We start from the raw sequence: 20556 nt of genomic DNA on the forward strand, positions 1-20556 counted from the left end.
GCACACGACCGGCGCCTATGATCGGCCGTCATGGCCATGAGTTCGGGTCCGGAAGGGCTGGGGACCCGGATGCGGCACGTCCTCGAGATCCTCGACGGCGACGTCGCGAGGTTCCTCGCCGACATCGGCCTCGACGGCTACCGGCCGCGGTACTCGCCGGTGGTGCGGGCGCTGCTCGCGCGCGGCCCGCTGGCCATCCGCGACCTCGCCGAAGAGATGCGCGTGACGCACTCGGCGGCCAGCCAGACCGTCGCGCAGATGAGCCGCGCCGGTTTCGTGCACCTCGAGCCGGGTGCCGACGCCCGGCAGCGGATCGTCTCGCTCACCGCGAAGACGCGCGACCTGCTGCCGCTGATCGAGGCGGAGTGGACGGCGACGACCGAGGCGACGGCGGCATTGGAAGCGGAGCTGCCGTACTCGCTGCGCGCCCTGCTGGACGCGATCATGGAAGCCTTGGAGCGCAAGCCGTTCCGCCGGCGGATCGAGGAGACCGTGGCCGCCCGGGAACTGCGCTGATCAAAGCGGGAAGACCGCCCAGACGTACTTGCCGCCGGGGCAGCGTTCGAAGCCCCAGGCCAGGGACAGCGCCTGGACCAGGACGAGCCCGCGGCTGCGGGCCTCGGCCGGGGACGGCGCCCGCAGCTCGGGCAGCATCCGGCCGGTGTCGTGCACCCGCAACGTCAGCCGCCCGTCGCGGTACTCCAGCTCCAGCCGCTGGGGCCGTTCGCCGTGCTCGAAGGCGTTCGTGACCAGCTCAGACGTCGCCAGCAGGACGTCGTCCAGCCGGTCCTCGCGCACGCCGAAGCGCAGCATCGCCATCCGGACCTCGTGCCGGGCCAGCGCCGGGGCCGTGACGTCGGCCGGGAGGAGCACCCTCACCCGGGCGGCTGCCGGAGCCGTGCGCTGCGGCAGTCTCGACGTCGTCATCGGGTCCCCCTCCCAGTGAGTTCGGTCCGCCCGCGAAGTACCCAAGCGGGGGTGCGGCTAATCAGGTGCCCTCCGCCAGCTCGGATTCGTCCAGGCCCGAACGCAGCTTCTTCAGCGTCGCAGCCAGCAACCGCGATACCTGCATCTGGGACACCCCGACACGGCGTGCGATGTCCGACTGGCTCATCCCCGAGCCGAACCGCAGCGCGACGATCTTGCGCTCCCGCTCCGGCAGGCTCTCGAGCATCGGCCGCAGCGCCTCGCGGAGCTCGGCCTGGCCGAGCTCGGCGTCCGGCGCCCCGAACCGGGTGTGCGCCGCGTTCTCGAGCAGGTGGTCCAGCGACGCGCCGTAGCGGCCCTGACCAGCGCGAAGGCCCTCGTAGACGTCTTCGATGGGCACGCCGAGCCGCGCGGCGATCTCACTCGGCTTCGGCGCGCGGGAAAGCTGCACGGTGAGCTCTTCGCGCGCGCCGGAGATGTTCGCGTTCAGCTCCTTGAGCCGCCGCGGCACCCGTACCGACCAGCTGTTGTCCCGGAAGTGGTGCCGCAGCTCCCCGGAGATGGTGGGCACCGCGAAGGCGAGGAAATCCGTTCCCTGTCCGGGGTCGAACCGGTCGACGGCGTGGATCAGCCCGACCGTGGCGATCTGGACCAGGTCCTCCATCGCCTCGTCGCGGTTGCGGAACTTCCGGGCCAGGTTGCGCGCCAGCTCCAGGTGCGCGCGCACGAGGGTGTCGCGGATGCGGTCGCGCTCCGGCGAGTCCGCCGGCAGGGCAGCGAGTTGGGTGAACAGCGCGCCGACGTCGAGGTCGTTCCCGCTGCTCCCGGCGGGTTCGGTCACGAGTCCGTCGCCTGGCTCTCCCGCACGAGGTCGACCCGGGAGAGGTAGCGGCCGTTCTCCGGGGTGACCGTGCGCTGCGCGCTCGTCGCGAGCGCGGTCAGCAGCTGCCACGACAGGCCGGCGTCGTCCTCGTGCTCGGCGCTGTCCGCCAGCACCGACACCGAGACCTCGATGCGCGGCCCGCTCCAGGAGAAGACGCAGGTCAGCCGGCCGTCCGAGCTGGCGGGAAGCAGCAGCGAGCAGGCCTCGTCCACCGCCATCCGGAGGTCTTCGACGGCGTCGAGGTCGAAGTCCTGACGCATCGCGATGTCGGCCACGATGGTCCGCAGGGTGGGTACGACGTGCGGGATCGCTGCTGTCCGCACCTCGATGACCTGTGCGCCTTCCGGGACGAGCGGGGCGTTGTCCTCCACGTTTGTTCCTTTCTCCGGCTCGCGCTCCAGGTGTGCGGCGGTGTCCTGTTCACGCCCGTCGGCGAGATGCCCGTGGTGTGAGCAAACCAAACCCGGGTTTGATCCGCTTCACCGGCGGGCATGTAGCGGTCGACACGGGAGATCCTGGGAAAGGCAGGGACGACATGGCTGACGTGAGCCGGCTGCCCATCGTGGTTGCTGAAGAGTGGGAATGGCAGCTGAGCGGCTCGTGCCGGGGTGCGGACAGCAGCCTTTTCTTCCACACGGACAACGAGCGGGGTTCGGCGCGGGAGCGGCGCGAGTCGCGGGCCAAGGCCATCTGCCAGACCTGCCCCGTCCTGGCCCAGTGCCGTCAGCACGCGTTGACGGTACAGGAGCCGTACGGCATCTGGGGCGGCCTCGGGGAGATCGAACGGCGGCAGCTTTTCCTGCGCCAGCGCAGGGCGGCGCGGAAGGCGATGAGTGCGCACTGAGCAGAGCCCTGAGCAGGCAGGATTTGATCCCTCGTGAGCAGTGAAAGCGAAAGGACGGCGGCCGTGGCGGGCTCGGTCGCTTCCTGGGTTAGGGTTGGCCCCGGAGTTGCCTTGACCGTGCCGGGCGCGAGCTTCGGAAGGGCACGGTGACACGGTTGCCGCTTGAGACAGCAGGCGCGTACCCGGCGCAGGAGCAGCGCCTGACGAGGAGAAACTGCATGCCCGCAGCCGACCAGAACGCCACCCCGCCCGGGTTCGGCATCACGCTGGACACCGACGCGACGGAGCCCCGGGTGGTGGTCACCGGCGAGCTCGATCTGCTGACCAGCCCGCAGCTGCAGGAGGCCCTGGCCGGGCTGATCGCGGACAAGCGCGCGCAGCGGGTCGTGGCCGATCTGACCGGGGTGACCTTCTTCGATTCCTCCGCGCTGAACGTGGTGCTCCGCGCACAACGCCAGGCCGGCGAGCAGGACGTCGAACTCGAGCTCGTCCCGAGTCCCGCGGTGAGCCGGGTGATCGAACTCACCGGCGTGGCCGAACACCTGAGCGTGTCGGAGGACCCCCAAGCCTGACCGCCCGCTACGGTTCCGCGGACTGATTTCGGTTCGCGGAACCCTGGGGGCGGCAAGATGATGGGGCGGACGCATGCCCTGACCGGCTGGTGTGCGGGCCTGGCCCTGGCGCCCGTGGTCGGGGCGGGTTCGGTGCACCAGGCGGTGGTCTTCGCGGCGACGACGGCGGGGTTCGCCCTGCTGCCCGACCTCGACCACCCCGGCGCCAGCGCGTCCCGTCTCCTCGGCTGGCTGACCGGGGCGTTGTCCTGGTTGCTGCGCCGGGTCTCGGCGGGGTTCTACGCGCTGACGAAGGGTCCGCGCGACGAGAACGTCACCGGCAAGCACCGCCACCTCTCCCACACCGTCCTGTTCGCGGCCGGCCTGGGCGTGCTGACGTCCTGGGGTACCACCCAAGGCGGCCCGTGGGCCGTCGTCGGCGTCGTGATCTTCGGCCTGATGCTGGCGGAAGGCGCACTGGGCGACTGGCTGCTGCCGGTGAGCGGCGCGGCCGTGGCGTGGTGGTTCTTCACCGCGCCACCCGACCGAGCGGGTGAGCTGGCGTCCATTTCGGGCTGGCTCGGGATCGCCGTCGCGGCGGGGTGCCTGACCCACTGCCTGGGTGACGCGCTGACCGAAGCCGGCTGCCCGTTCCTCTTCCCGATCCCGATCGCGGGCGAGACGTGGTACGAGATCCGGCCGCCTCGCGTGCTGCGGTTCCGGACCGGCAAGAAGGTCGAGAAGCGGCTGATCTTCCCGGTGTTCGCGCTGCTCGGGGTGCTGCTGGTGCCGGGGGTGTGGACGTACACAGTGGACACGTTCCAGCGCTTGTTCATCCCGCCGACGAGCCAGCGGGCGACAACGCCTTGAGCCGTTCCGCCGCGGCGGCGGTGTCGGTGTAGTCCCGCGAGTGCGCGATCAGTCCGTCCCGGATCGTCATCACCATGACGTACGAAGACACGAACGGCGAGCCGCCGACTTCGCCGTGGAGGTCGAGTTCGGCCACCAGCACCGCCGGGTCGCTGGTCTCGTGGACGACGACGTTCTCGGCCTTGACCAGGCGCCGCACCTGCCCGGCCGCGCTGAACCGGCGACGCAGTTCTTCGCGGCCTTTCGTCTCCCGGGGCACGCCGGGGAGCGTGAAGGGCATCTCGATGGTCACGTCTTCGGCGTAGAGGTCGGCGAGGTCGTCCCAGCGGTTTTCCACCGAGGCGGCGAGGAACCGGTCGAACACCGAACGCGTGAACCACGAAGCCGCCGACGCGTTCGGGTAGTCGCGGTAGGACGTGATCTCGCCGTCCGAGACCGTCAGGATCCCCACCGAGGACGGCAACTCGAATCCCGGACCCGAGACCACCAGCTCCACCACGAACCCCGAGTCCGTCAGGGTGATCGTGACCTGCGCTTTCGTCAGGCCCGCGGCTCTTGCCCGGGCCCCGCCTCCCTCGAGAGCCCGCTGGATCGCTTCCCGGCCTTCGATCCGCAGGCCGGTGAACGGCATCTCGAACACCGCTTCGGCGGCGAAGAGGTCCGCGAACGGAGCGGTGTCCAGCGACGACATTCCGCGACGGACGAGCTCGGCGATTTCGGACACGGTGTGTGTCATCGGAATTCCCCTGTCAGACTGAGTGTTGAATCGGAACGATGGACCCGCTTACGACGATACGGAGCCTGCGTTCCGGTTGTCAACGAGGAGACGTGATGGAGAAGATGCGCGCCGACGCGCGGCGCAACCGGGCGAAGGTGCTGGCCGCCGCCGAGGAGGCGTTCGCCGTCGACGGGCTGGCTGTGCCGCTCGACGACATCGCGCGGCTGGCGGGCGTCGGGGCCGGCACCGTCTACCGGCACTTTCCCAGCAAGGAAGCGCTCTTCCAGGCCGTCGTCCTCGAACGCATCCAGCAGTTCGCCACGGAGGCCCGCGAACTCGCCACCGCCGGGGATGCCGGTGAGGTGTTCTTCGGCTACTTCGTCCGCGTCATCAAGCAGGCGTCACTCAACCGGGCCATCTGCGACGCCCTCGCCGAGTCCGGCGGGCACACCTTCAAGGCCGGCGCGGGCGACGAGTTCCACACCGCGCTGGCGGAACTGCTCGGCCGCGCCCAGGCCGCCGGCGCCGTCCGGCCGGACATCGACGGCGACGACCTGCGGGCGCTCATCGTCGGCTGCCTCGCCGTCGAGCGGTACTCGCCGGGGAGCCGGCACCTGGTCCGCGTGGTCGTCGACGGGCTTCGGCCGGCCGGAGCCGACCCAGGTCGCGCGGCTTCCGCGGCGGCGGACACGCCATGAGCCCAAGCTGGCACGTGAGCGACCGCGGCGCAAGAAAGTTGAGTCACCTAGACTCATGTCACACATCGGGTAACAAGAAGTAAGATCAGGCCGAGTTATTCCTCGTACTTGCGCTGGGCGTGGCGAGGGGGTGCCCGGATGAGTGGCCGACCTACTTGGGGCTCCGCCGCGGTCACCGGGCTGGCGGGGTTCGCCACCGGGCTGCTGGTGGCCGCGCTGCTCGTCGCCGGGCGCGCCACGCCGCACCCCGCCGACACGACCGGCCCCACCGAGCCGCCGACCAGGACCGTTTCCGCCGTGCCCGTCACGATGACCACGTCCGTGCCGCCGTCCACCGTCACCTCGGTCGAGACCTCGCCGCCGACGACCACCACCAGCTTCGTCGAGGTCACCGTGGCGCCGCCGACGTCGCCGACCTCGGCCACGCCGACCTCGACGACCGTCCCGTTGCCGTTGACCAGCGGATGGCGTGACTGAGCGGTGCAACCAACCGGGCGCGGGTCCCGTCTGCCCGGTATGCGCTGCATTCCTTGGATCGCCCTCGCCGCGGCCGTCACGGCGGGCTGTGCCGGGCCCGGGGCCGGGCCGGAGGTCGCCTGCCCGGCGATCGGCTACGTCACCGGCATCAGCCTGAAGATTCCCACGCCCGCGGGCATTTCCCGCGCGACGCTCGATGCGTGCTGGCGGGGGCAGTGCGTGACGCGCGAGGTCGTCCTCACGCCCGACACGACCGCGGTCGCGTCGCCCTGCACCGGAGGCCCGGACAGTGCCTGCGCCGCGTCGATGGTGCCGACCGGCGGCCTCCGCGGGTTCGCCGAGGTGCCCGGCCTGCCCGCCGAACCGGTCCGGGTCACGGTCCGGTTCGACGACGGCAGGCCGCACACCGCCGACATCACTCCGGCCTACAGCGAGCCGCACGGCTCCGCCTGCGGGAAGGTGGGGCCGCAGGCGCAGCTGCTGGTCGGTCCCGACCGCGAGCTGCGAGCGGGTTAACCGACGTCCCGGCGTCGCCAGCCCAGCAGGCCGGCGGCCAGGGCGACGACCGCGATCGCCGTCAGCCACACCAGCGGGGTGGCGGCGAACTCCTGGCCGGGCAGCTTCGGCGGGTGCTGGAACGGCGAGACGTCCAGCACCGCCTGCGGCAGGTCCAGGACCGGGCCGAACAGGCTGAGCAGCAGCGCGAGCGAGCCGACCGCCCACGCCGCGGCCGAAAAGCCCGGCAGCAGCCCGAAGATCGTCACGGCCAGCGCGACCACCACCCAGGCCGCGGGCAGCTGGACCGCCATCCCGGCGAGCGTGTCGCCGATCGAGCCGCCGACGTCGCCGGTGCGCAACCCGTTGGCCAGGCCCATGAACAGCCCGCCGACCAGCAGCAGCGCCGCCGTGCCGAAGAAGGCGAACACGAGGTGGCTGCCCGCCCAGCGCAGCCTGCCGACGCTCGTGGCCAGCACCGGTTCGAGCCGGATCGCGGTCTCTTCGCCGCGCATCCGCAGGGCGGCCTGGATCCCGTACAGCGACGCGACCATGGCGAACATCCCGGCCATCGCGGCGAGGAACGCCTGGGTCAGCGCGTGGCTGCCGCCGAGCCGCTCGAAGATCTGCTGCGCCTGCGGGCTCGAGCCGACGAGGTCGCCGATGCCGCTGGCGATCGAGCCGAACACCGCGCCGACCACGGCCGTCCCGATCGTCCAGCCGAGGAGCGGGCCGCGGTGCAGCCGCCAGGCGAGCGCGAACGGCGACCGCAGCCCCGGCGCCGCCGTCGCCGGGCCCGGCGACGGCGGCAGGATGCCGACGCCGACGTCCCGGCGGGGGAGCAGCCAGTACCCGGCCGCGCCGGCGACCAGCGCGAAGACCACCGGCAGCAGGAGCACCCACCAGCGTTCGACGGCGAACGCCCGGACCTGCTGGACCCAGCCGATCGGCGACAGCCACGACAGCCAGCGAGCGTCCACAGTGGAGTCTCCGGCGCCGCGCACCAGGAAGGCGGCGCCGACGACGGCGGCGCCGATCCCGTTGGCGGTGCGGGAGTACTCCGCGAGCTGGACGGCGACCGCGGCGACGGCGGTGAAGACCAGACCCGCCAAGGCTTCCGCCGCGCCGAAGGCGAACGAGCCCGCCGCGGGCAGGCCGGCCCCGATCATGGTGCCCGCCTGGAGCAGGCCGATGAGCACGCTCGCGCCCCCGGCCACCAGCAGCGACGCCGTCAGCGCCGCGTACCGGCCGACGACCGCGGACGCGAGCAGCTCCGCGCGGCCGGTGTCCTCCTCGGCGCGGGTGTGCCGGGTGACGGTGAAGACGACCATCAGCCCGGTGAGCAGCGCGAGGAACCCGGCCATGCGCCAGGCGATGAACCCGCCCGCGGTGGTGAGGTCGAACGGCGGCCCGTAGAGCAGCGCGTAGGACGGGTTGGCGTTCGCGCCCGCCTGCAGCGCCAGCCGGTCGGCGACGGTCGGGTAGAACTGCGTGAACGTGTTGACCGTGCTCGCCGGGACGACGCTGAGCAGCACGATCCAGATCGGCAGGACCACGCGGTCGCGGCGCAGCGCGAGCCGGGTGAGGTGCCAGGTGCCGGCCAGTTCGTGGGCCGGCGCCACCGCGGCCGGGCGTTCGAGCGTGGCGGTCATTTCGCGCTCGCTTCGGCCGTGTAGTGCCGCAGGAACAGCTCTTCCAGCGTCGGCGGCTGGCTGACCAGGCTCCGCACGCCGACCTCGGTCAGCTGCCGGAGGGCTTCGTCGAGCGAGCGCGTCTCGACGTCGAAGCGGACGCGGTTGCCCTCGACCTTGAGGTCGTGGATGTCGGCCAGCGTCGCCAGCCCGTTCGGTGGCCCGGCGAGTTCGGCGGTGATCGACGTCCGGGTCAGGTGGCGCAGCTCGGCCAGCGTGCCCGACTCGACCGTGCGGCCGTTGCGGATGATGCTGACCTTGTCGCACAGCGCCTCGACCTCGGCGAGGATGTGGCTGGAGAGCAGCACCGTGCGCCCCTGCTCGCGGTCCTCCTGGATGGCGTACTGGAACGTCGCCTCCATCAGCGGGTCGAGACCGGACGTCGGCTCGTCGAGGATCAGCAGGTCGACGCGCGAAGCGAGCGCGGCGACGATGGCGACCTTCTGCCGGTTGCCCTTCGAGTACGTCCGCCCCTTCTTCTTCGGGTCGAGATCGAACCGCTCGATGAGGTCGGCGCGGCGCTTCTCGTCGAGCCCGCCGCGCAGGCGGCCGAGCAGGTCGATCACCTCGCCGCCGGAGAGGTTGGGCCAGAGGTTGACGTCGCCGGGCACGTAGGCCAGGCGGCGGTGCAGGCTCGCGGCGTCCTTCCAGGGGTCGCCGCCGAGCAGCCGGACGTCTCCCGAGTCCGCGTGGAGCAGGCCGAGCAGGACCCGGACGGTGGTCGACTTCCCGGCGCCGTTGGGCCCGAGGAAGCCGTGCACCTCCCCAGCGGGTACCTGCAGGTCCAGGCCGTCGAGGGCCTTGGTCCGGCCGAACGACTTGTGCAGGTCGATGACCGAAATGGCGTTTTCCATGCTTCGGAAGCTACACTCGCTTCACGAAGTTGTGAAGTTAAGAAAATGTCTAGATTGAGTGATCTTGGGGGACGGGTACGGGAGGATGGGCCGATGACGACGCCTGACACGAAGCGAGATGAAGACGCCGTCCGCCGGTACGTCGAGAGCCTCGGGCTCGTGCTCTCGCAGATCGGGATGCAACGCATGTCCGCGCGGGTGTTCGCCGCGCTGATGACCACCGACGAGGGTCGGCTGACCGCCGCCGACCTGGCCTCCCAGCTGTCGGTCAGCCCGGCCGCCGTCTCCGGTGCCGTGCGCTACCTCGAGCAGATCGGCCTGGTCGCCAAGGAGCGCGAGCCCGGCGAGCGCCGCGACCACTACCGCCTCTACGACGACCTCTGGTACGCGACCTTCATGAAGCGCGACCGCATGATCATCATGTGGCGCGACGCGGCCGAGAACGGCATCGACGCCCTCGGCGAGGACACCCCCGCCGGGAAGCGGCTCGCCGAGATGCGGGACTTCCTGTCCTTCATGCTGGAGGAGCTCAACAACATGTACGAGCGCTGGCACAAGCTCCGCGAGGAGAAGAACGCCTAAAGCCCCACGCTGATCAGGGCGAAGGTTTCGATCGCCCGCGGCTAACTTCAAGCCATGGTGCTCCTGGCTCAAGCTCTGTACGTCAAACGCAAGACTCCGCGGCTGCCCGGCGCCGCCGGCCCCACCGAAGGACTCGTGCCGGGCGACGGCGAGCCCTTCCGGCTGGCGGTGCTCGGCGAGTCCACCGTGGACGGTGTCGGCGCGGCCGACCACGGGGAAGCGCTCACCGGCTGCCTCGCCCGTGAGCTGGCCCGCGACGGCCGGGCCGTGCGCTGGCAGGCGGTCGGCCGCACCGGCGCCAACGCCAGAGTGACGTGCGCCGAGCTGGTCCCGCTCGTCCGCCCGGCCGATCTGGTGGTGATCGCCCTCGGCGTCAACGACACCATCGAGCTCCGCACGGCCGCGGCCTACCGCCGCGACCTCCTGCGCCTGGTGCTCGACCTGTGGCGGCGGCTCGGCCGGGTGGACGTCCTGCTGGCCGGGGTGCCGCCGATGTCCCGGTTCCCGGCGCTGCCCAGGCCGCTGCGTGACGTCCTGTCCGCGCGGTCGGCGGCGCTCGACCGGGCGGCCGCCGCCCTCGGCAGGCTCCCCGGCGTCACCCACGTGCCGATGGACCCGGAGCTGCTCGACCCCGCGGCCTTCGCCGCCGACCGCTTCCACCCGGGGCCGGCCGGTTACGCGCGTTGGGCGCGCACCCTCGCACTCCCGGTGATCAGTTAGCCGCTCTCCGTGGATCTTCGAAAAAAACCGGGGATTCGTGTATCTGGCCGTCACCCCATTGCGTCCTGTGGAGCAGCCAAGCACGAAGGACACGACAGGGGGTGTCGCGTTCGGAGAAAAACGCGGTGGCCGGGAGCCGAGGGGGCTGCCGGACACCGTCGGCCGGGTGCCCTTCGGGGGAGGGGACGCCCGGCGGGGTCCGCTGGGGAGCGGGCCCCTTGAGGGAGGGGAGTACCGGCCGGTGCGGGTGCATGCGCCGGCCGGTACCTCCCGTTGCCGACATTGACCGGTTGTGCGCCACCTACGAAGTAAGTGACTTGATGTATCCGAGATCCACCTGCACGCTCCTTCCCCCCGAAGGACCCGCGATACTGCCATTGCCGACTCGAAGAACCATCCGAAGAGGGGCAGATACGGTGACCGACGTGCAAACCACAGAGGTAGACCCGCCGTGGGAGGGCCTGACCGGCGCCGAGCTGCACGCCGCGTGCATGCAGGCCGCCCAGGAGGGCGATCGCCGGGCGATGGCCCGCCTCGTCGAAGAACTGACCCCGCTCGTCTGGCACGTCGCCCGGGGCAACGGGCTCGACCGCTCGGTGGCCGAAGACGTCGTCCAGACCGTCTGGCTCGCCCTGTTCAGCCAGCCGGGAAGCTCCGCGACCCCAAGGCCCTCGCCGCGTGGCTCATCACCACCACCCGCCGCGAGGCCACGCACCCGTTCGGCCGCCGCATGCAGCCCGTGCCGCTGAGCGACGAAGTCGCCGAGGCCATGCCGAGTACCCAACCGGCTCCCGAAGACGAAGCCGTCCGCGCCGACCGCGACCGCCGGGTTTGGCGCGCCTTCGTCCGGCTGCCCCACCGCTGTCAGGATCTGCTCCGGCTGACCGTGCTCGCGGGCCGCGCGGAGTACCAGCTCGTCGCCGAGGCGCTGCACATGCGGCGCGGCAGTGTCGGGCCGACCAGGGGGCGCTGCCTCGACCAGATGCGAGATCTGCTCGCCAGTGAAGGGGGAAGCCGATGAACGACCTCGGGGCGCCTGGAGAGGCCTTCTCCGACGAAATGATCCTGGCCGGCATCGGCCGCTTCATCGACGAACTGGACCCGCCACCGGGTGACCTGGTGCAGCGGGTCCAGTTCGCGCTCGCCCTCGAAGACCTCGACGTCGAGGTCGCCCGGTGGGAGCGGATGGACGACCTCGCCGGGGTCCGCGGCGGCGGCACCGGCACGATCACCTTCACCGTCAGCGACCTGACGGTGATGATCAACCTGACCAAGATCGGCAAGCTGCACCGCATCGACGGCTGGCTCGTGCCGGCCGGCCAGTACGGCGTCGAGGTGCGCGTCGCCGAGCACGGCACGACGTCCACGACCGCCGACGAAGGCGGCCGGTTCGTGCTCGACAACGTGCCGCGCGGGACGACGCAGATCCTCGTGCACCTGGGTGACGTGTCGTGCCGCCGGACCATCGTGACGCCGACGGTCGTGCTTTAACCCAGGAAGTCGGCCAGGGGGACGGGTGTGAGCCCGTCCTTCTTGGCCCGCTCGACGAACGCCGTGTAGTCCTCTTTGAAGGTCTTGCGGAAGTGCATCAGCACGATGTCGCCGGGCTTGAGCTTGTCGCCGGACTGGAACTGGACGACGCCGTCGTTGACCGCGGCCGTCCACAGCACGGCGACGCGCATCCCGCAGGCGGCCGCCGCGCGCAGCGTGTTCTGGTCGTAGTTGCCGAACGGCGGCCGGAAGATCGACGGCCGCACGCCGAGTCCCTTCTGGAAGTCGTCGGCGTCGTCGCAGATCTCCTTGCGCTGGAATTCCAGCGGCTTGCCCTTGAGGTTCGGGTGGTTGACGGTGTGGTCGCCGAGCGTCGCGCCGGTGGCGTCGAGGATCTGCTTGAAGTAGGCCTCGTGGCCCTTCACGTACTTCTGGTTCAGGAACAGCACCGGGTGGGTCGCGTTCTGCTGCATCAGCTTCAGCGCGTCGGGGTCCGGCACGGCGCCGTCGTCCATGGTGAGGAAGACGTACGGCTTGTCGGTGGTGATCCGGCGGACGAGCGGGACCTCGCCGTTGGCCACCGCGGGGGCCTTCTGCTGCACCGAGCCGAAGGGGTACGGCCCCGCCGCCACGCCGGGCCCGGGGCCGGGACCGCTGCCGGGTGCGGGGTTGGGCTGGCTGGTGGCGACCTCCTGCCGGTCCGGCTCGTGCGCCGAACAGGCTGTGAGCGTTAGCGCGGCCGCGGCCACGATCGCTACCACACGTCTCATCTCTCGCGTTCCCCCTTCTTGCGGGAGGTCCCGAAGACCACCCGAAAGAGTGACGTGCGAAAGAGGGGAAACGTTGCGCCGGGGATCTTGGTGTGGCCCGGCGCACCCAGGTCAGCGCCCGGTTTCGGCCGCCTTGACCAGCTTGGCCGAGAACAGGCGGATCACGGCCTTCAGCCCGGCGGCCAGCGCGGGCCCGCTGCCCCGGACCGGCTCGGTGAACGACCCGGTCCACCGCAGGTGCGTCCCACCGCCGTCGGTGGGCGTGAAGAGCACCTCGGCGCGGTAGTCCTTGAGGGGCTTGGGGCCGGCGAACGTGTAGACGTGCTTGCGGCCGGGTTCGTACTCGAGCGTCTCCTCGCGGATGAGCACCGGCCACATGCCGACTTCGCGGACCGCGCCGACGCCGTCCGGCTCCCCGTCGCCCCGGCGCGCCCAGCGGGCCTGCACGATCAGTGGCTTTCCCCACTCCGCCCAGCGCGGGCCGTCCGCTTCGAGTGCGAACAGAGCCTCCGGCGGCGCGGTGCTCGTGCGGTTGACCTCGAAGGAGTACCTGCGGCCCACCGGAACCTCCCGCTTTGTTGACAGGCCGATAATTAATCGTCTCGCGCAGCGTAGGTCAAGATGAGGGGGTGAGCACGCCGCGTCCCGACCTCGCCGCGCCGCACTGGCTCGTCCAGCTGCTCCGCAGCAAGCCGGTGCCGGTGCCGTGGAACATGGTCGCCCGCGCCGTCGTCGCGCTGACGGTGCCGCTCGCGGTGGCCTACGCGGCGGGGGACATCGCCGTCGGCGCGCTCATCTCGACCGGCGCGCTCCCCGCCGTGCTGTCCGAATCGGCCGGGCCCTACCGCTACCGCGCCCGCAGGCTGGGCGGCGCGACGCTGGCCGCGACCGCCGGTTACCTCGTCGGGCTGCTCACCGGCGGCAGCCCCGCGCTGTCCGTGCCCGCGGTGATCCTGGTCGCCGCGGTCTCCGCGCTGGTCAGCGCGGCCGGCAGCAACGCCTCCGTCGCCGGGCTGCAGATGCTGGTGTTCTGCGTGCTCGCCACCGGGCAGCACGCGACCGGCGTGCGCGTCGAAATCCTGTTCGGCTGCTTCTGCCTCGGCGCGGCCTGGAGCTTCCTGGTCGCGCTCGCCAGCTGGACCTTCCGGGCGACCAGCCCCGAACGCACCGCCGTCGCGCACGTCTACGTCGAGCTGGCCGCGATGCTCTCGGCGACCGACGAAGCCGTCTCCCGGGTGGCCCGCCACCGGCTGACCACGGCGATGAACACCGCCTACGACCAGCTGCTCACCGCGCGCTCGTGGCTGTCCGGCCGCGACGCCGCCTACCGGCACCTGCTCAACCTGCTCTCGGCCACGACACCCGCGGTCGAGGCGTCGGTGGCGATGGTCAACGCCGGCCGCCACGCGCCCCAGCCGGTCATCGACCACTTCGCCGCGTTGTCGGCGTCGGTGCTGGCCGGCCAGCCGCTGCCGGAACCGCCGCCGGTGCCGCCCGGCGATCCCGACCCGGTGCTCACCGCGCTCTACGCGGGCCTGGTCCGGATCGGCAAGGGCGACGACCGCAAGCGCCGCGCGCCGACACCCTGGCTCCGGCGGCTGCGGGAGTGGGCGGGTTCGCTCGCGTCCGGCCCGCTGACCTGGGTCGCCGCGCTGCGGCTGACGCTGTGCGTGGCGATCGCCGAGGTCGTCGGCCTGCTCGTGCCGTTCGAGCGGTCGTACTGGATCACCCTGACCGTCGGCATCGTGCTCAAGCCCGACTTCGGCTCGGTCTTCGGCCGTGCGGTGCTGCGCGGGATCGGCACGGTCATCGGCGTCGGGATCGGCGCCGCCGTGCTCGCCCTGGGCGCGCAGGGCTGGGTGCTGGTGGTGCTGAGCGCGGTCTTCGCCGGAGGCATCGCGGTCGGGAAGGTGCGCAACTACGGCGTCCAGAGCGCCTTCGTGACGCCGTTGATCATCCTGCAGATGGGCCTGGCCCACACCGGCAACTGGTCCGTGGTGCTCGCGCGGCTGGTCGACACCGCGCTGGGCTGCGTGATCGTCCTGGTCTTCGGCTACCTGCTCTGGCCGGGCAGCAGACGGCCGCAGGTCGGCGGGCGGCTGGCCGACGGGCTGGACGCCGTCGCGAAGTACGTGTCGCACGCGCTGGTCGAGGCGTCGTCGGGGGAGGCCCGGCTGGCACGGTCACGGGCCCGCCGTGGCGCCTACCGGGCGCTGGCCGACCTGCGGACGGCGTTCCAGCAGGTCGTCGTCGAGCCGTCCGCGAACGGCCGCCAGGCCGTGGCGTGGTGGCCGGTGATCGCGGCGCAGGAGCGGGTGGCGGACGCCGTCACCGAGGTCGGCGTGACGATCGGGCGGGGCGTGCCGCCACCGGACCCGGGTGACATCGAGCTGCTCACGGCCGCGCTGGGGGAACTCGCGTCGGCCGTCCGCGAACAGCGCGAGCCGCGGTCGATGCACCTGCCGGACGCGCCGCGGCTGGCCGGCGTGGTCGACCAGCTGGAGTCGGCGTTCGACGCCGTCCGCGGCCCCGACCTGACGGAACGCCGTCCGCCGCGGCTCGTCCGGCGGTTCCTGCCCTACCCCAGGCGCACCTGACGCCGCTGCGGTTGGATGTACCCATGGGAATCGACTTCGAGGCGTTGAAGGGCAAGGCCGAGGAGGCCCTGCGCGAGCACAACGACAAGATCGAGGAAGGCCTCGACAAGGCGGCCGGCTTCGCCAAGTCCAAGTTCGCCGGCCACGACGAGCAGATCGACAGCGGCGTCGAGAAGGCCAAGGACTTCCTCGACAAGTTCGACGACACGCCGGACAACCCGCCGGCCCAGTAGCCGCCAAGTCCGTGAATGGCACATTGAGAGACTTAGAGTCCCTCAATGTGCCATTCACGGACTTGCTACTGGACTTCGCCGGTCGCGATGCCGTCGGAGAGGGCGGTGATCCGGCCGCCGCGCTCGCCCAGGGCGATCAGGCCCTGCCGGGCGTCCGGCGCGGACAGGCTGATCCGGACGCCCGCGCGTTCGACGTCGAGGCTGGCCGCAAGCGCTTGCGCGCCTTCGTATCCCGCGTTGATCGTGGCCGCCAGGCCGCCGGTCGACGCGAGCGAACCCCGCGCCGCGCCGAGCCGGCCGAGTGCCTCGTCGACGATCGGCAGCAGCGCGTCCCGGTTGCCTTCGGTCATCGCGCGCACGAGGTGCGGGTTCGACCCCGCGACGCGCGTGCCGTCGCGATAGGACCCGGCCGCCAGCGACATGGCCAGCGGGCCGCCCTCGGCGCCGATCGTCGCCAGGATCGCGGCGAGCAGGTGCGGCAGGTGCGAGATCCGGGCGACGGCCTCGTCGTGCGACTCCGCGGGCAGCGGCACGATGTGCGCCCCGGTGTCCAGCACCAGGTGAGCCACCTCGGCCCAGGCCTCGAGGTCGGTGTCCTCTTCGACGCCGACCACCCACGCGGCGCCCTGGAACAGCGAGGCGTCCCCGGCCAGCCAGCCGGAGTTCGACGTCCCCGCCATCGGGTGCCCGCCGACGTACCGCGTGTACGCCACACGACGGCGGACGGCGTCGAGGACCGGCGCTTTCACACTGGTCACGTCGGTGAGCAGGCAGTGCGACGCGTGCTGGTTGACCAGGCGCAGCAGGTCTTCGACGGCGGGGAGCGGAACGGCGAGCACGACCATGGCGTCCTCGGCCGCGGCCCGGTGCAGGGCCGCTTCGACGTCCGTCGTGACGTCGTAGCCCGCTCTGCTCGCCGCGTCGGCGTCCACTTCGGATACCGCGGCGCCGAACGCCGTGCGGCCGCTGGCGGCCGCCGCGCGCAGCAGCGAACCGCCGATCAGCCCGAGCCCGATCACGCATACATCTCGCACGGGCCCCATCCTGCCAGTGCCGGACGCCTCTCGTGCTACAGCGCGGCCGCGAGCCTCGTGCCCTGATCGATGGCGCGTTTCGCGTCGAGTTCGGCGGCGACGTCGACCCCGCCGATCAGGTGCACCGGCAGTTCCGTTGCCCGCAGCTCGTCGGCGAGGTCCCGCACGGGTTCCTGACCGGCGCAGACGACGACCGTGTCGACTTCCAGCAGCCGGGGCACGCCGTCGACGGTGATGTGCAGGCCGTCGTCGTCGATCCGCTCGTAGGTGACGCCGGGAACCTGCTCGACGCGCTTGGCCTTGAGGGCGGCCCGGTGCACCCAGCCCGAGGTCTTGCCGAGCCCGGAACCGATCCCGGACTTCTTGCGCTGCAGCAGGTACACCTGCCGCGGCGAGGGCTCCGGCTTCGGCTCGGCGAGCCCGCCCGCCGCCTGTTCCGGGTCCGTGACACCCCATTCGGCCATCCACGCGCCGAGGTCCAGCGTGGGCGAACCGACGTGCGTGAGGAACTCGCTGACGTCGACGCCGATGCCGCCGGCCCCGATCACCGCCACCCGCTCGCCGACCGGTTTTCCGTGCCGGACGACATCGACGTAGGACAGCACCTTCGGGTGGTCGATCCCGGGCAGCGACGGCACCCGCGGCGCGACGCCGGTGGCGAGCACGACCTCGTCGAAGCCGGTCAGGTCGGCCGCCCGCACGCGGGTGCCGAGGTGCAGCTTCACGCCGGTCACCTCGATGCGCCGCCGGTAGTAGCGGATGGTCTCGGCGAACTCCTCCTTGCCGGGGATCTTCCGCGCGATGCCGAACTGGCCGCCGACCTCGTCGTCGGCTTCGAACAGTTCGACGCTGTGCCCGCGTTCGGCCAGCGCGGTCGCGGCCGACAGGCCCGCGGGCCCGGCGCCGACGACGGCGATGTGCTTCGACCGCCGGGCCGGCGCGAGCGTCAGCGTCGTTTCGTGGCCGGCGCGCGGGTTCACCATGCAGGATACGAGTTTCCGCTTGAAGGCGTGGTCGAGACAGGCCTGGTTGCACGCGATGCAGGTGTTGATCTCGTCCTCGCGCCCGCTTTCGGCCTTCCGGATCCACTCGGGGTCGGCGAGGAACGGCCGCGCCATCGACACGAGATCGGCGTGGCCGGCGGCCAGGGCTTCCTCGGCGACCTGCGGCATGTTGATCCGGTTCGACGTGACGACCGGGATGGTCACGTGCGGCTTGAGCTTCCCGGTCACCCAGGTGAAGGCGGCGCGTGGCACCGACGTCACGATCGTCGGCACGCGGGCCTCGTGCCAGCCGATCCCGGTGTTGATGATCGTGGCACCGGCCGCCTCGACCTCCTTGGCCAGCGCGACGACGTCTTCCCAGCGCTGGCCGCCCGGGACGAGGTCGAGCATCGAGAGCCGGTAGATGATGATGAAGTCGTCGCCGGCCTTTTCCCGCGTGCGCTTGACGATCTCGACGGCGAACCGGCGCCGGTTCCCGGCCGTGCCGCCCCAGGCGTCGGTGCGCTTGTTGGTGCGCTCGGCGAGGAACTGGTTGATCAGGTACCCCTCGGAACCCATGATCTCGACGCCGTCGTAGCCCGCTTCGCGCGCGAGAGCGGCGCAGTCGGCGAAGGCGCGGATCTGCCGGCGCACGCCGTGATTGGTGAGAGCGCGCGGCCGGAACGGGTTGATCGGCGCCTTGATGCTGGACGCGGACACGCTCAGCGGGTGGTAGGCGTACCGGCCGGCGTGCAGGACCTGCAGCGCGATCTTGCCGCCGGCGTCGTGCACCGGCGCGGTGAGCTGCCGGTGCTGCCGCGCTTCGGCCGACGTCGTCAGCTTCGACGCGAGCGGCAGCAGCCAACCGGTGCGGTTCGGGGCGAACCCGCCGGTGACGATCAGGCCGACGCCGCCGCGGGCGCGTTCGGCGTAGTACTCGGCCAGCTCGGGGAAGTGCGCGGCCTTGTCCTCCAGGCCGGTGTGCATCGAGCCCATCAGGACGCGGTTGCGCAGCGTCGTGAAGCCGAGGTCGAGCGGGGCCAGCAAGTTCGGGTACGGGCTCATCGGGCGTCCTTCGGGTGGAGGGCGGCATCCATAGCGCTGAGTACTTCGTCGAACCACTCGACCTGGCCCTCTTCGACGCGGATGCCGCCGCGCAGGACCAGGTACTGGTGCAGGTGCCGGCCGGTCAGGGCCGCCGGCGCGGGGAAGTCGCGCTTCTCGATCTGGCGGTAGACGTCGAGGCGTTCGGCGTGTTTCGCGCGGTGCCGGACGATCTCCTCGGCGACCTTCGCCGGGTCGCCGAAGGTCGCGCCGCGGATCTTCACCGCCAGTTCGACCGGGCCGGCGCCCGGATCCGGTTCGGCGAGCCAGCGGACCAGCTCGGCGCGTCCGGCGTCGCCGACGGTGTAGACCTTCTTGTCCGGGCGGCCCGACTGCGCGACGACGTCGACGGCGACCCAGCCGGCCTCTTCCATCCGCTTCAGCACGCGGTAGATCTGCTGGTGGGTGGCGCTCCAGAAGAGCCCGATCGACTTCTCGAAGCGGCGCGTGAGCTCGTACCCCGAACCGGCGCGCTCGGACAGCGAGACGAGGATCGCGTGCTCCAGTGCCATGCGCCCAGTTTCATATGCACCCAGTTGCACCACAAGGAGGCGCGCATCACTTCACCCCCGCGGGTGGGATGCCGTGTCCTTCACAAAACGGGTCGACGAATCGGCGGAAAAGACGAGGATGGAGCGGGTGCACCCGGTACTCGAACTGATCTCCGAACGGATGGCGGCGGGCAGCGTCCCGGGACAACGCACCGACGGCAGGCGCCTCGCGCTCGCCATCGAGGGCGGCAGCAGCCGCGGCACCTACTCCAGTGGCATGGTCCTCGCCCTCGACGAACTCGGCGTCACGCCCGCCTTCGACGCCGTCTACGGCTCGTCGGCCGGCGCGCTGAACGGCGCCTGGCTGCTCTGCGGCCGCTCGTCGACCGGCGTCCGGACCTGGTGGAACCCCGTGGTCATGCGCCGGATCATCAACCCACTGCACACCCTGCGCGGCCGAGCCGTGATCGACCTCGAATACCTCGTCCACCAGGTCTATTCGGTGCTGGAACCGATGGACTTCCCGGCCATCCTCGCCAACCCGGTCACCTTCCACCCGGTCGCCACCGACGCCGACACCGGCGAGTCCACCGACCTGCACCCCTTCCTGACCGACGTCGACGCGATCAAGATCGCCCTCGCCGCGTCGTCCTGCATGCCGGTGCTGGCCGGCCCACCGATCCCGATGGCGGGCCGCCGGTTCGTCGACGCCGGCGTGGCCGAACCGATCCCGTACCGCACCGCGCTCGCCCAGGACGCGACCGACGTCCTGGTGCTGCGCACCCGCCGCGCCGACGAACCACCCCTGCCGCCGCCCCGGATGCACGACGTCCTCGTACCGCGGTTCCTGCGCCGTCAAGCCCCCGGCGCGATCCCCGCCTGGCGCGACACCTACCGGCGGGACGTCGAAGACGAGGAGTTCCTGACCACCGACCCCCGCGTCCTGACCATCCGCCCGCCCGCCGGGGCACCGGACGTCGTGGTGCTCGAGCGCGATCCCGAGGTCCTGCGCAAAGCCGTCGAACTCGGCAAGAACGCGGTCCTCGGCCTCCTGGAAGGACTACGCGAAGCGTCCTAGCCGCGTGGCCCGCGACTGCACGAACAGCCGTTGCACACCGAGGGAAACCGCCAGGTACAACAGGATCGACCCCGCGCCGAGGCCGGGCGCGGCACCGTCGAACAGCGCGTCCAGTCCGATGTGGACACCGAAACCGGCCAGCCACAACGCGGCGGTGAGCCAGTTGCCCTGGCGCCACAGCTGCCCGTCTTCCCGCCAGATCCGGACGCTCCACGCCCGGACCGCGCCGAAGCCCGCGCCGAGCAGGAGCGTGGCCGCGAGAAGCGCGATCACCGAGGCCGACGTGGGAACGACCTTGAGGTACGTGCTCAGCTGGAGGATGCCGAGCACCAGCAGAACCACCAGGACGACCGGCCGGCGCTCCTCCCGCACCGAGCGCTTCCGCGTCTGCCGCCACAGCAGCAGGGCCAGGACGGCGAGCCCGGCGACGACGTTGACCGAACTGTTCACGAACGTTCCCTCCCG

General features: G+C 71.5%; 25 protein-coding genes and 1 pseudogene. 14 read left to right on the plus strand and 12 right to left on the minus strand.

The window, feature by feature from the left end:
• The first annotated feature begins 36 nt into the window (after nt 1–36).
• Nucleotides 37–516, plus strand: coding sequence for a MarR family winged helix-turn-helix transcriptional regulator (locus A3CE_RS0125135; protein WP_376741618.1), 480 nt, complete (start codon nt 37–39; stop codon nt 514–516).
• Here A3CE_RS0125135 and A3CE_RS0125140 read toward each other — a convergent pair whose 3' ends face one another.
• The 3 genes from A3CE_RS0125140 to A3CE_RS0125150 all read right to left on the minus strand — a co-directional run bounded on the left by A3CE_RS0125140 (nt 517) and on the right by A3CE_RS0125150 (nt 2181).
• Entirely contained in the window at nt 517–927 is a 411-nt protein-coding gene (locus tag A3CE_RS0125140) for an ATP-binding protein (protein WP_020642881.1), read from the minus strand.
• A gap of 61 nt (nt 928–988) precedes the next feature.
• On the minus strand, nt 989–1768 hold the full coding sequence (locus A3CE_RS0125145; protein WP_020642882.1) for a SigB/SigF/SigG family RNA polymerase sigma factor: 780 nt from the start codon (nt 1766–1768) through the stop codon (nt 989–991).
• The gene (locus A3CE_RS0125150; RefSeq protein ID WP_020642883.1) at nt 1765–2181 is read right to left on the minus strand and encodes an ATP-binding protein; all 417 of its coding nucleotides are present in this window, start codon (nt 2179–2181) and stop codon (nt 1765–1767) included. Before A3CE_RS0125150 ends, A3CE_RS0125145 begins: the two co-directional genes overlap by 4 nt.
• A 164-nt stretch (nt 2182–2345) precedes the next feature.
• Between A3CE_RS0125150 and A3CE_RS0125155 the strand changes: the two genes are divergently transcribed.
• From A3CE_RS0125155 to A3CE_RS0125165, 3 genes are all read left to right on the plus strand, one after another.
• Nucleotides 2346–2654 (plus strand): WhiB family transcriptional regulator, encoded by a 309-nt coding sequence (locus A3CE_RS0125155; RefSeq protein ID WP_020642884.1) that lies wholly within the window; start codon nt 2346–2348, stop codon nt 2652–2654.
• A 218-nt stretch (nt 2655–2872) separates the two neighbouring features.
• Nucleotides 2873–3226, plus strand: a complete 354-nt coding sequence (locus tag A3CE_RS0125160) for an STAS domain-containing protein (protein ID WP_020642885.1) — start codon at nt 2873–2875, stop codon at nt 3224–3226.
• A 60-nt stretch (nt 3227–3286) separates the two neighbouring features.
• The gene (locus A3CE_RS0125165) at nt 3287–4075 is read left to right on the plus strand and encodes a metal-dependent hydrolase (RefSeq protein WP_020642886.1); all 789 of its coding nucleotides are present in this window, start codon (nt 3287–3289) and stop codon (nt 4073–4075) included.
• Here A3CE_RS0125165 and A3CE_RS53620 read toward each other — a convergent pair.
• Nucleotides 4038–4811 (minus strand): nuclear transport factor 2 family protein, encoded by a 774-nt coding sequence (locus A3CE_RS53620; protein WP_020642887.1) that lies wholly within the window; start codon nt 4809–4811, stop codon nt 4038–4040. The genes A3CE_RS0125165 and A3CE_RS53620 overlap by 38 nt on opposite strands.
• Before the next feature lie 95 nt (nt 4812–4906).
• Here A3CE_RS53620 and A3CE_RS51635 point away from each other — a divergent pair, with 95 nt between their 5' ends.
• The 3 genes from A3CE_RS51635 (at nt 4907) to A3CE_RS0125185 (ending at nt 6484) form a co-directional block, all read left to right on the plus strand.
• Nucleotides 4907–5491: a TetR/AcrR family transcriptional regulator gene (locus tag A3CE_RS51635; protein WP_020642888.1), complete on the plus strand. Its 585-nt coding sequence runs from the start codon at nt 4907–4909 to the stop codon at nt 5489–5491.
• A gap of 138 nt (nt 5492–5629) precedes the next feature.
• On the plus strand, nt 5630–5968 hold the full coding sequence (locus A3CE_RS58060) for a hypothetical protein (RefSeq protein WP_157376792.1): 339 nt from the start codon (nt 5630–5632) through the stop codon (nt 5966–5968).
• A 39-nt stretch (nt 5969–6007) separates the two neighbouring features.
• Complete coding sequence (locus tag A3CE_RS0125185) at nt 6008–6484, plus strand: hypothetical protein (protein ID WP_020642890.1); 477 nt, start codon at nt 6008–6010, stop codon at nt 6482–6484.
• Here A3CE_RS0125185 and A3CE_RS0125190 read toward each other — a convergent pair.
• Together A3CE_RS0125190 and A3CE_RS0125195 are read right to left on the minus strand one after the other, a co-directional pair.
• Nucleotides 6481–8115, minus strand: a complete 1635-nt coding sequence (locus A3CE_RS0125190) for an ABC transporter permease (RefSeq protein WP_020642891.1) — start codon at nt 8113–8115, stop codon at nt 6481–6483. The two genes, A3CE_RS0125185 and A3CE_RS0125190, sit on opposite strands and share 4 nt — an antisense overlap.
• Entirely contained in the window at nt 8112–9008 is an 897-nt protein-coding gene (locus tag A3CE_RS0125195; RefSeq protein ID WP_020642892.1) for an ABC transporter ATP-binding protein, read from the minus strand. The genes A3CE_RS0125190 and A3CE_RS0125195 overlap by 4 nt, the downstream gene beginning before the upstream one ends.
• 93 nt (nt 9009–9101) lie before the next feature.
• Here A3CE_RS0125195 and A3CE_RS0125200 point away from each other — a divergent pair, with 93 nt between their 5' ends.
• The 4 genes and pseudogenes from A3CE_RS0125200 (at nt 9102) to A3CE_RS0125215 (ending at nt 11801) form a co-directional block, all read left to right on the plus strand.
• A complete protein-coding gene (locus A3CE_RS0125200; protein ID WP_020642893.1) occupies nt 9102–9590 on the plus strand; it encodes a GbsR/MarR family transcriptional regulator in 489 nt (162 codons plus the stop codon).
• A 54-nt stretch (nt 9591–9644) separates the two neighbouring features.
• On the plus strand, nt 9645–10310 hold the full coding sequence (locus A3CE_RS0125205; RefSeq protein ID WP_020642894.1) for an SGNH/GDSL hydrolase family protein: 666 nt from the start codon (nt 9645–9647) through the stop codon (nt 10308–10310).
• 416 nt (nt 10311–10726) lie between these two features.
• Nucleotides 10727–11331: pseudogene (locus A3CE_RS51640) on the plus strand (RNA polymerase sigma factor).
• Nucleotides 11328–11801 carry a hypothetical protein gene (locus A3CE_RS0125215; protein WP_020642895.1) on the plus strand — a complete coding sequence of 158 codons (474 nt, stop codon included), beginning with the start codon at nt 11328–11330 and terminating at the stop codon, nt 11799–11801. Before A3CE_RS51640 ends, A3CE_RS0125215 begins: the two are co-directional and overlap by 4 nt.
• On the opposite strand, the gene A3CE_RS0125220 is transcribed toward A3CE_RS0125215, so the two are convergent.
• On the minus strand, nt 11798–12571 hold the full coding sequence (locus A3CE_RS0125220) for a polysaccharide deacetylase family protein (RefSeq protein WP_245589586.1): 774 nt from the start codon (nt 12569–12571) through the stop codon (nt 11798–11800). The genes A3CE_RS0125215 and A3CE_RS0125220 overlap by 4 nt on opposite strands.
• A 111-nt stretch (nt 12572–12682) precedes the next feature.
• Nucleotides 12683–13132: an SRPBCC family protein gene (locus A3CE_RS0125225; protein WP_020642897.1), complete on the minus strand. Its 450-nt coding sequence runs from the start codon at nt 13130–13132 to the stop codon at nt 12683–12685.
• Nucleotides 13133–13200: 68 nt separating this feature from the next.
• On the opposite strand from A3CE_RS0125225, the gene A3CE_RS0125230 reads away from it, so the two are divergent.
• Nucleotides 13201–15168 carry an FUSC family protein gene (locus tag A3CE_RS0125230; protein WP_020642898.1) on the plus strand — a complete coding sequence of 656 codons (1968 nt, stop codon included), beginning with the start codon at nt 13201–13203 and terminating at the stop codon, nt 15166–15168.
• A 23-nt stretch (nt 15169–15191) separates the two neighbouring features.
• Nucleotides 15192–15401: an antitoxin gene (locus A3CE_RS0125235; protein WP_020642899.1), complete on the plus strand. Its 210-nt coding sequence runs from the start codon at nt 15192–15194 to the stop codon at nt 15399–15401.
• A gap of 65 nt (nt 15402–15466) precedes the next feature.
• Here the strand turns inward: A3CE_RS0125235 and A3CE_RS0125240 are convergent, their stop codons facing one another.
• From A3CE_RS0125240 to A3CE_RS0125250, 3 genes are read right to left on the minus strand one after another with little or no spacing between them, the layout of a single operon-like run.
• Nucleotides 15467–16420, minus strand: a complete 954-nt coding sequence (locus A3CE_RS0125240) for a prephenate dehydrogenase (protein WP_020642900.1) — start codon at nt 16418–16420, stop codon at nt 15467–15469.
• A gap of 50 nt (nt 16421–16470) precedes the next feature.
• On the minus strand, nt 16471–18483 hold the full coding sequence (locus A3CE_RS0125245; RefSeq protein WP_020642901.1) for an NADPH-dependent 2,4-dienoyl-CoA reductase: 2013 nt from the start codon (nt 18481–18483) through the stop codon (nt 16471–16473).
• Nucleotides 18480–19034: a PadR family transcriptional regulator gene (locus A3CE_RS0125250; RefSeq protein WP_020642902.1), complete on the minus strand. Its 555-nt coding sequence runs from the start codon at nt 19032–19034 to the stop codon at nt 18480–18482. The genes A3CE_RS0125245 and A3CE_RS0125250 overlap by 4 nt, the downstream gene beginning before the upstream one ends.
• Before the next feature lie 73 nt (nt 19035–19107).
• Between A3CE_RS0125250 and A3CE_RS0125255 the strand changes: the two genes are divergently transcribed.
• Entirely contained in the window at nt 19108–20091 is a 984-nt protein-coding gene (locus A3CE_RS0125255; protein WP_020642903.1) for a patatin-like phospholipase family protein, read from the plus strand.
• On the opposite strand, the gene A3CE_RS0125260 is transcribed toward A3CE_RS0125255, so the two are convergent.
• Complete coding sequence (locus A3CE_RS0125260; RefSeq protein ID WP_020642904.1) at nt 20074–20541, minus strand: hypothetical protein; 468 nt, start codon at nt 20539–20541, stop codon at nt 20074–20076. The genes A3CE_RS0125255 and A3CE_RS0125260 overlap by 18 nt on opposite strands.
• Nucleotides 20542–20556 lie beyond the last annotated feature (15 nt).

The organism is Amycolatopsis balhimycina FH 1894, from assembly GCF_000384295.1.
Lineage (GTDB): Bacteria > Actinomycetota > Actinomycetes > Mycobacteriales > Pseudonocardiaceae > Amycolatopsis > Amycolatopsis balhimycina.

Excerpts from the sequence above, each read along its gene's own strand:
- A3CE_RS0125205 (WP_020642894.1), top strand. The coding sequence starts at position 9,645 with ATGGTGCTCCTGGCTCAAGCTCTGTACGTCAAACGCAAGACTCCGCGG.
- A3CE_RS0125235 (WP_020642899.1), top strand. The coding sequence starts at position 15,192 with ATGGGAATCGACTTCGAGGCGTTGAAGGGCAAGGCCGAGGAGGCCCTG.
- A3CE_RS0125250 (WP_020642902.1), bottom strand. The coding sequence starts at position 19,034 with ATGGCACTGGAGCACGCGATCCTCGTCTCGCTGTCCGAGCGCGCCGGT.
- A3CE_RS58060 (WP_157376792.1), top strand. The coding sequence starts at position 5,630 with ATGAGTGGCCGACCTACTTGGGGCTCCGCCGCGGTCACCGGGCTGGCG.
- A3CE_RS0125140 (WP_020642881.1), bottom strand. The coding sequence starts at position 927 with ATGACGACGTCGAGACTGCCGCAGCGCACGGCTCCGGCAGCCGCCCGG.
- A3CE_RS0125215 (WP_020642895.1), top strand. The coding sequence starts at position 11,328 with ATGAACGACCTCGGGGCGCCTGGAGAGGCCTTCTCCGACGAAATGATC.
- A3CE_RS0125135 (WP_376741618.1), top strand. The coding sequence starts at position 37 with ATGAGTTCGGGTCCGGAAGGGCTGGGGACCCGGATGCGGCACGTCCTC.
- A3CE_RS0125200 (WP_020642893.1), top strand. The coding sequence starts at position 9,102 with ATGACGACGCCTGACACGAAGCGAGATGAAGACGCCGTCCGCCGGTAC.
- A3CE_RS0125155 (WP_020642884.1), top strand. The coding sequence starts at position 2,346 with ATGGCTGACGTGAGCCGGCTGCCCATCGTGGTTGCTGAAGAGTGGGAA.
- A3CE_RS51635 (WP_020642888.1), top strand. The coding sequence starts at position 4,907 with ATGGAGAAGATGCGCGCCGACGCGCGGCGCAACCGGGCGAAGGTGCTG.
- A3CE_RS0125165 (WP_020642886.1), top strand. The coding sequence starts at position 3,287 with ATGGGGCGGACGCATGCCCTGACCGGCTGGTGTGCGGGCCTGGCCCTG.
- A3CE_RS0125160 (WP_020642885.1), top strand. The coding sequence starts at position 2,873 with ATGCCCGCAGCCGACCAGAACGCCACCCCGCCCGGGTTCGGCATCACG.
- A3CE_RS53620 (WP_020642887.1), bottom strand. The coding sequence starts at position 4,811 with ATGACACACACCGTGTCCGAAATCGCCGAGCTCGTCCGTCGCGGAATG.
- A3CE_RS0125185 (WP_020642890.1), top strand. The coding sequence starts at position 6,008 with ATGCGCTGCATTCCTTGGATCGCCCTCGCCGCGGCCGTCACGGCGGGC.
- A3CE_RS0125220 (WP_245589586.1), bottom strand. The coding sequence starts at position 12,571 with ATGAGACGTGTGGTAGCGATCGTGGCCGCGGCCGCGCTAACGCTCACA.
- A3CE_RS0125195 (WP_020642892.1), bottom strand. The coding sequence starts at position 9,008 with ATGGAAAACGCCATTTCGGTCATCGACCTGCACAAGTCGTTCGGCCGG.
- A3CE_RS0125190 (WP_020642891.1), bottom strand. The coding sequence starts at position 8,115 with ATGACCGCCACGCTCGAACGCCCGGCCGCGGTGGCGCCGGCCCACGAA.
- A3CE_RS0125245 (WP_020642901.1), bottom strand. The coding sequence starts at position 18,483 with ATGAGCCCGTACCCGAACTTGCTGGCCCCGCTCGACCTCGGCTTCACG.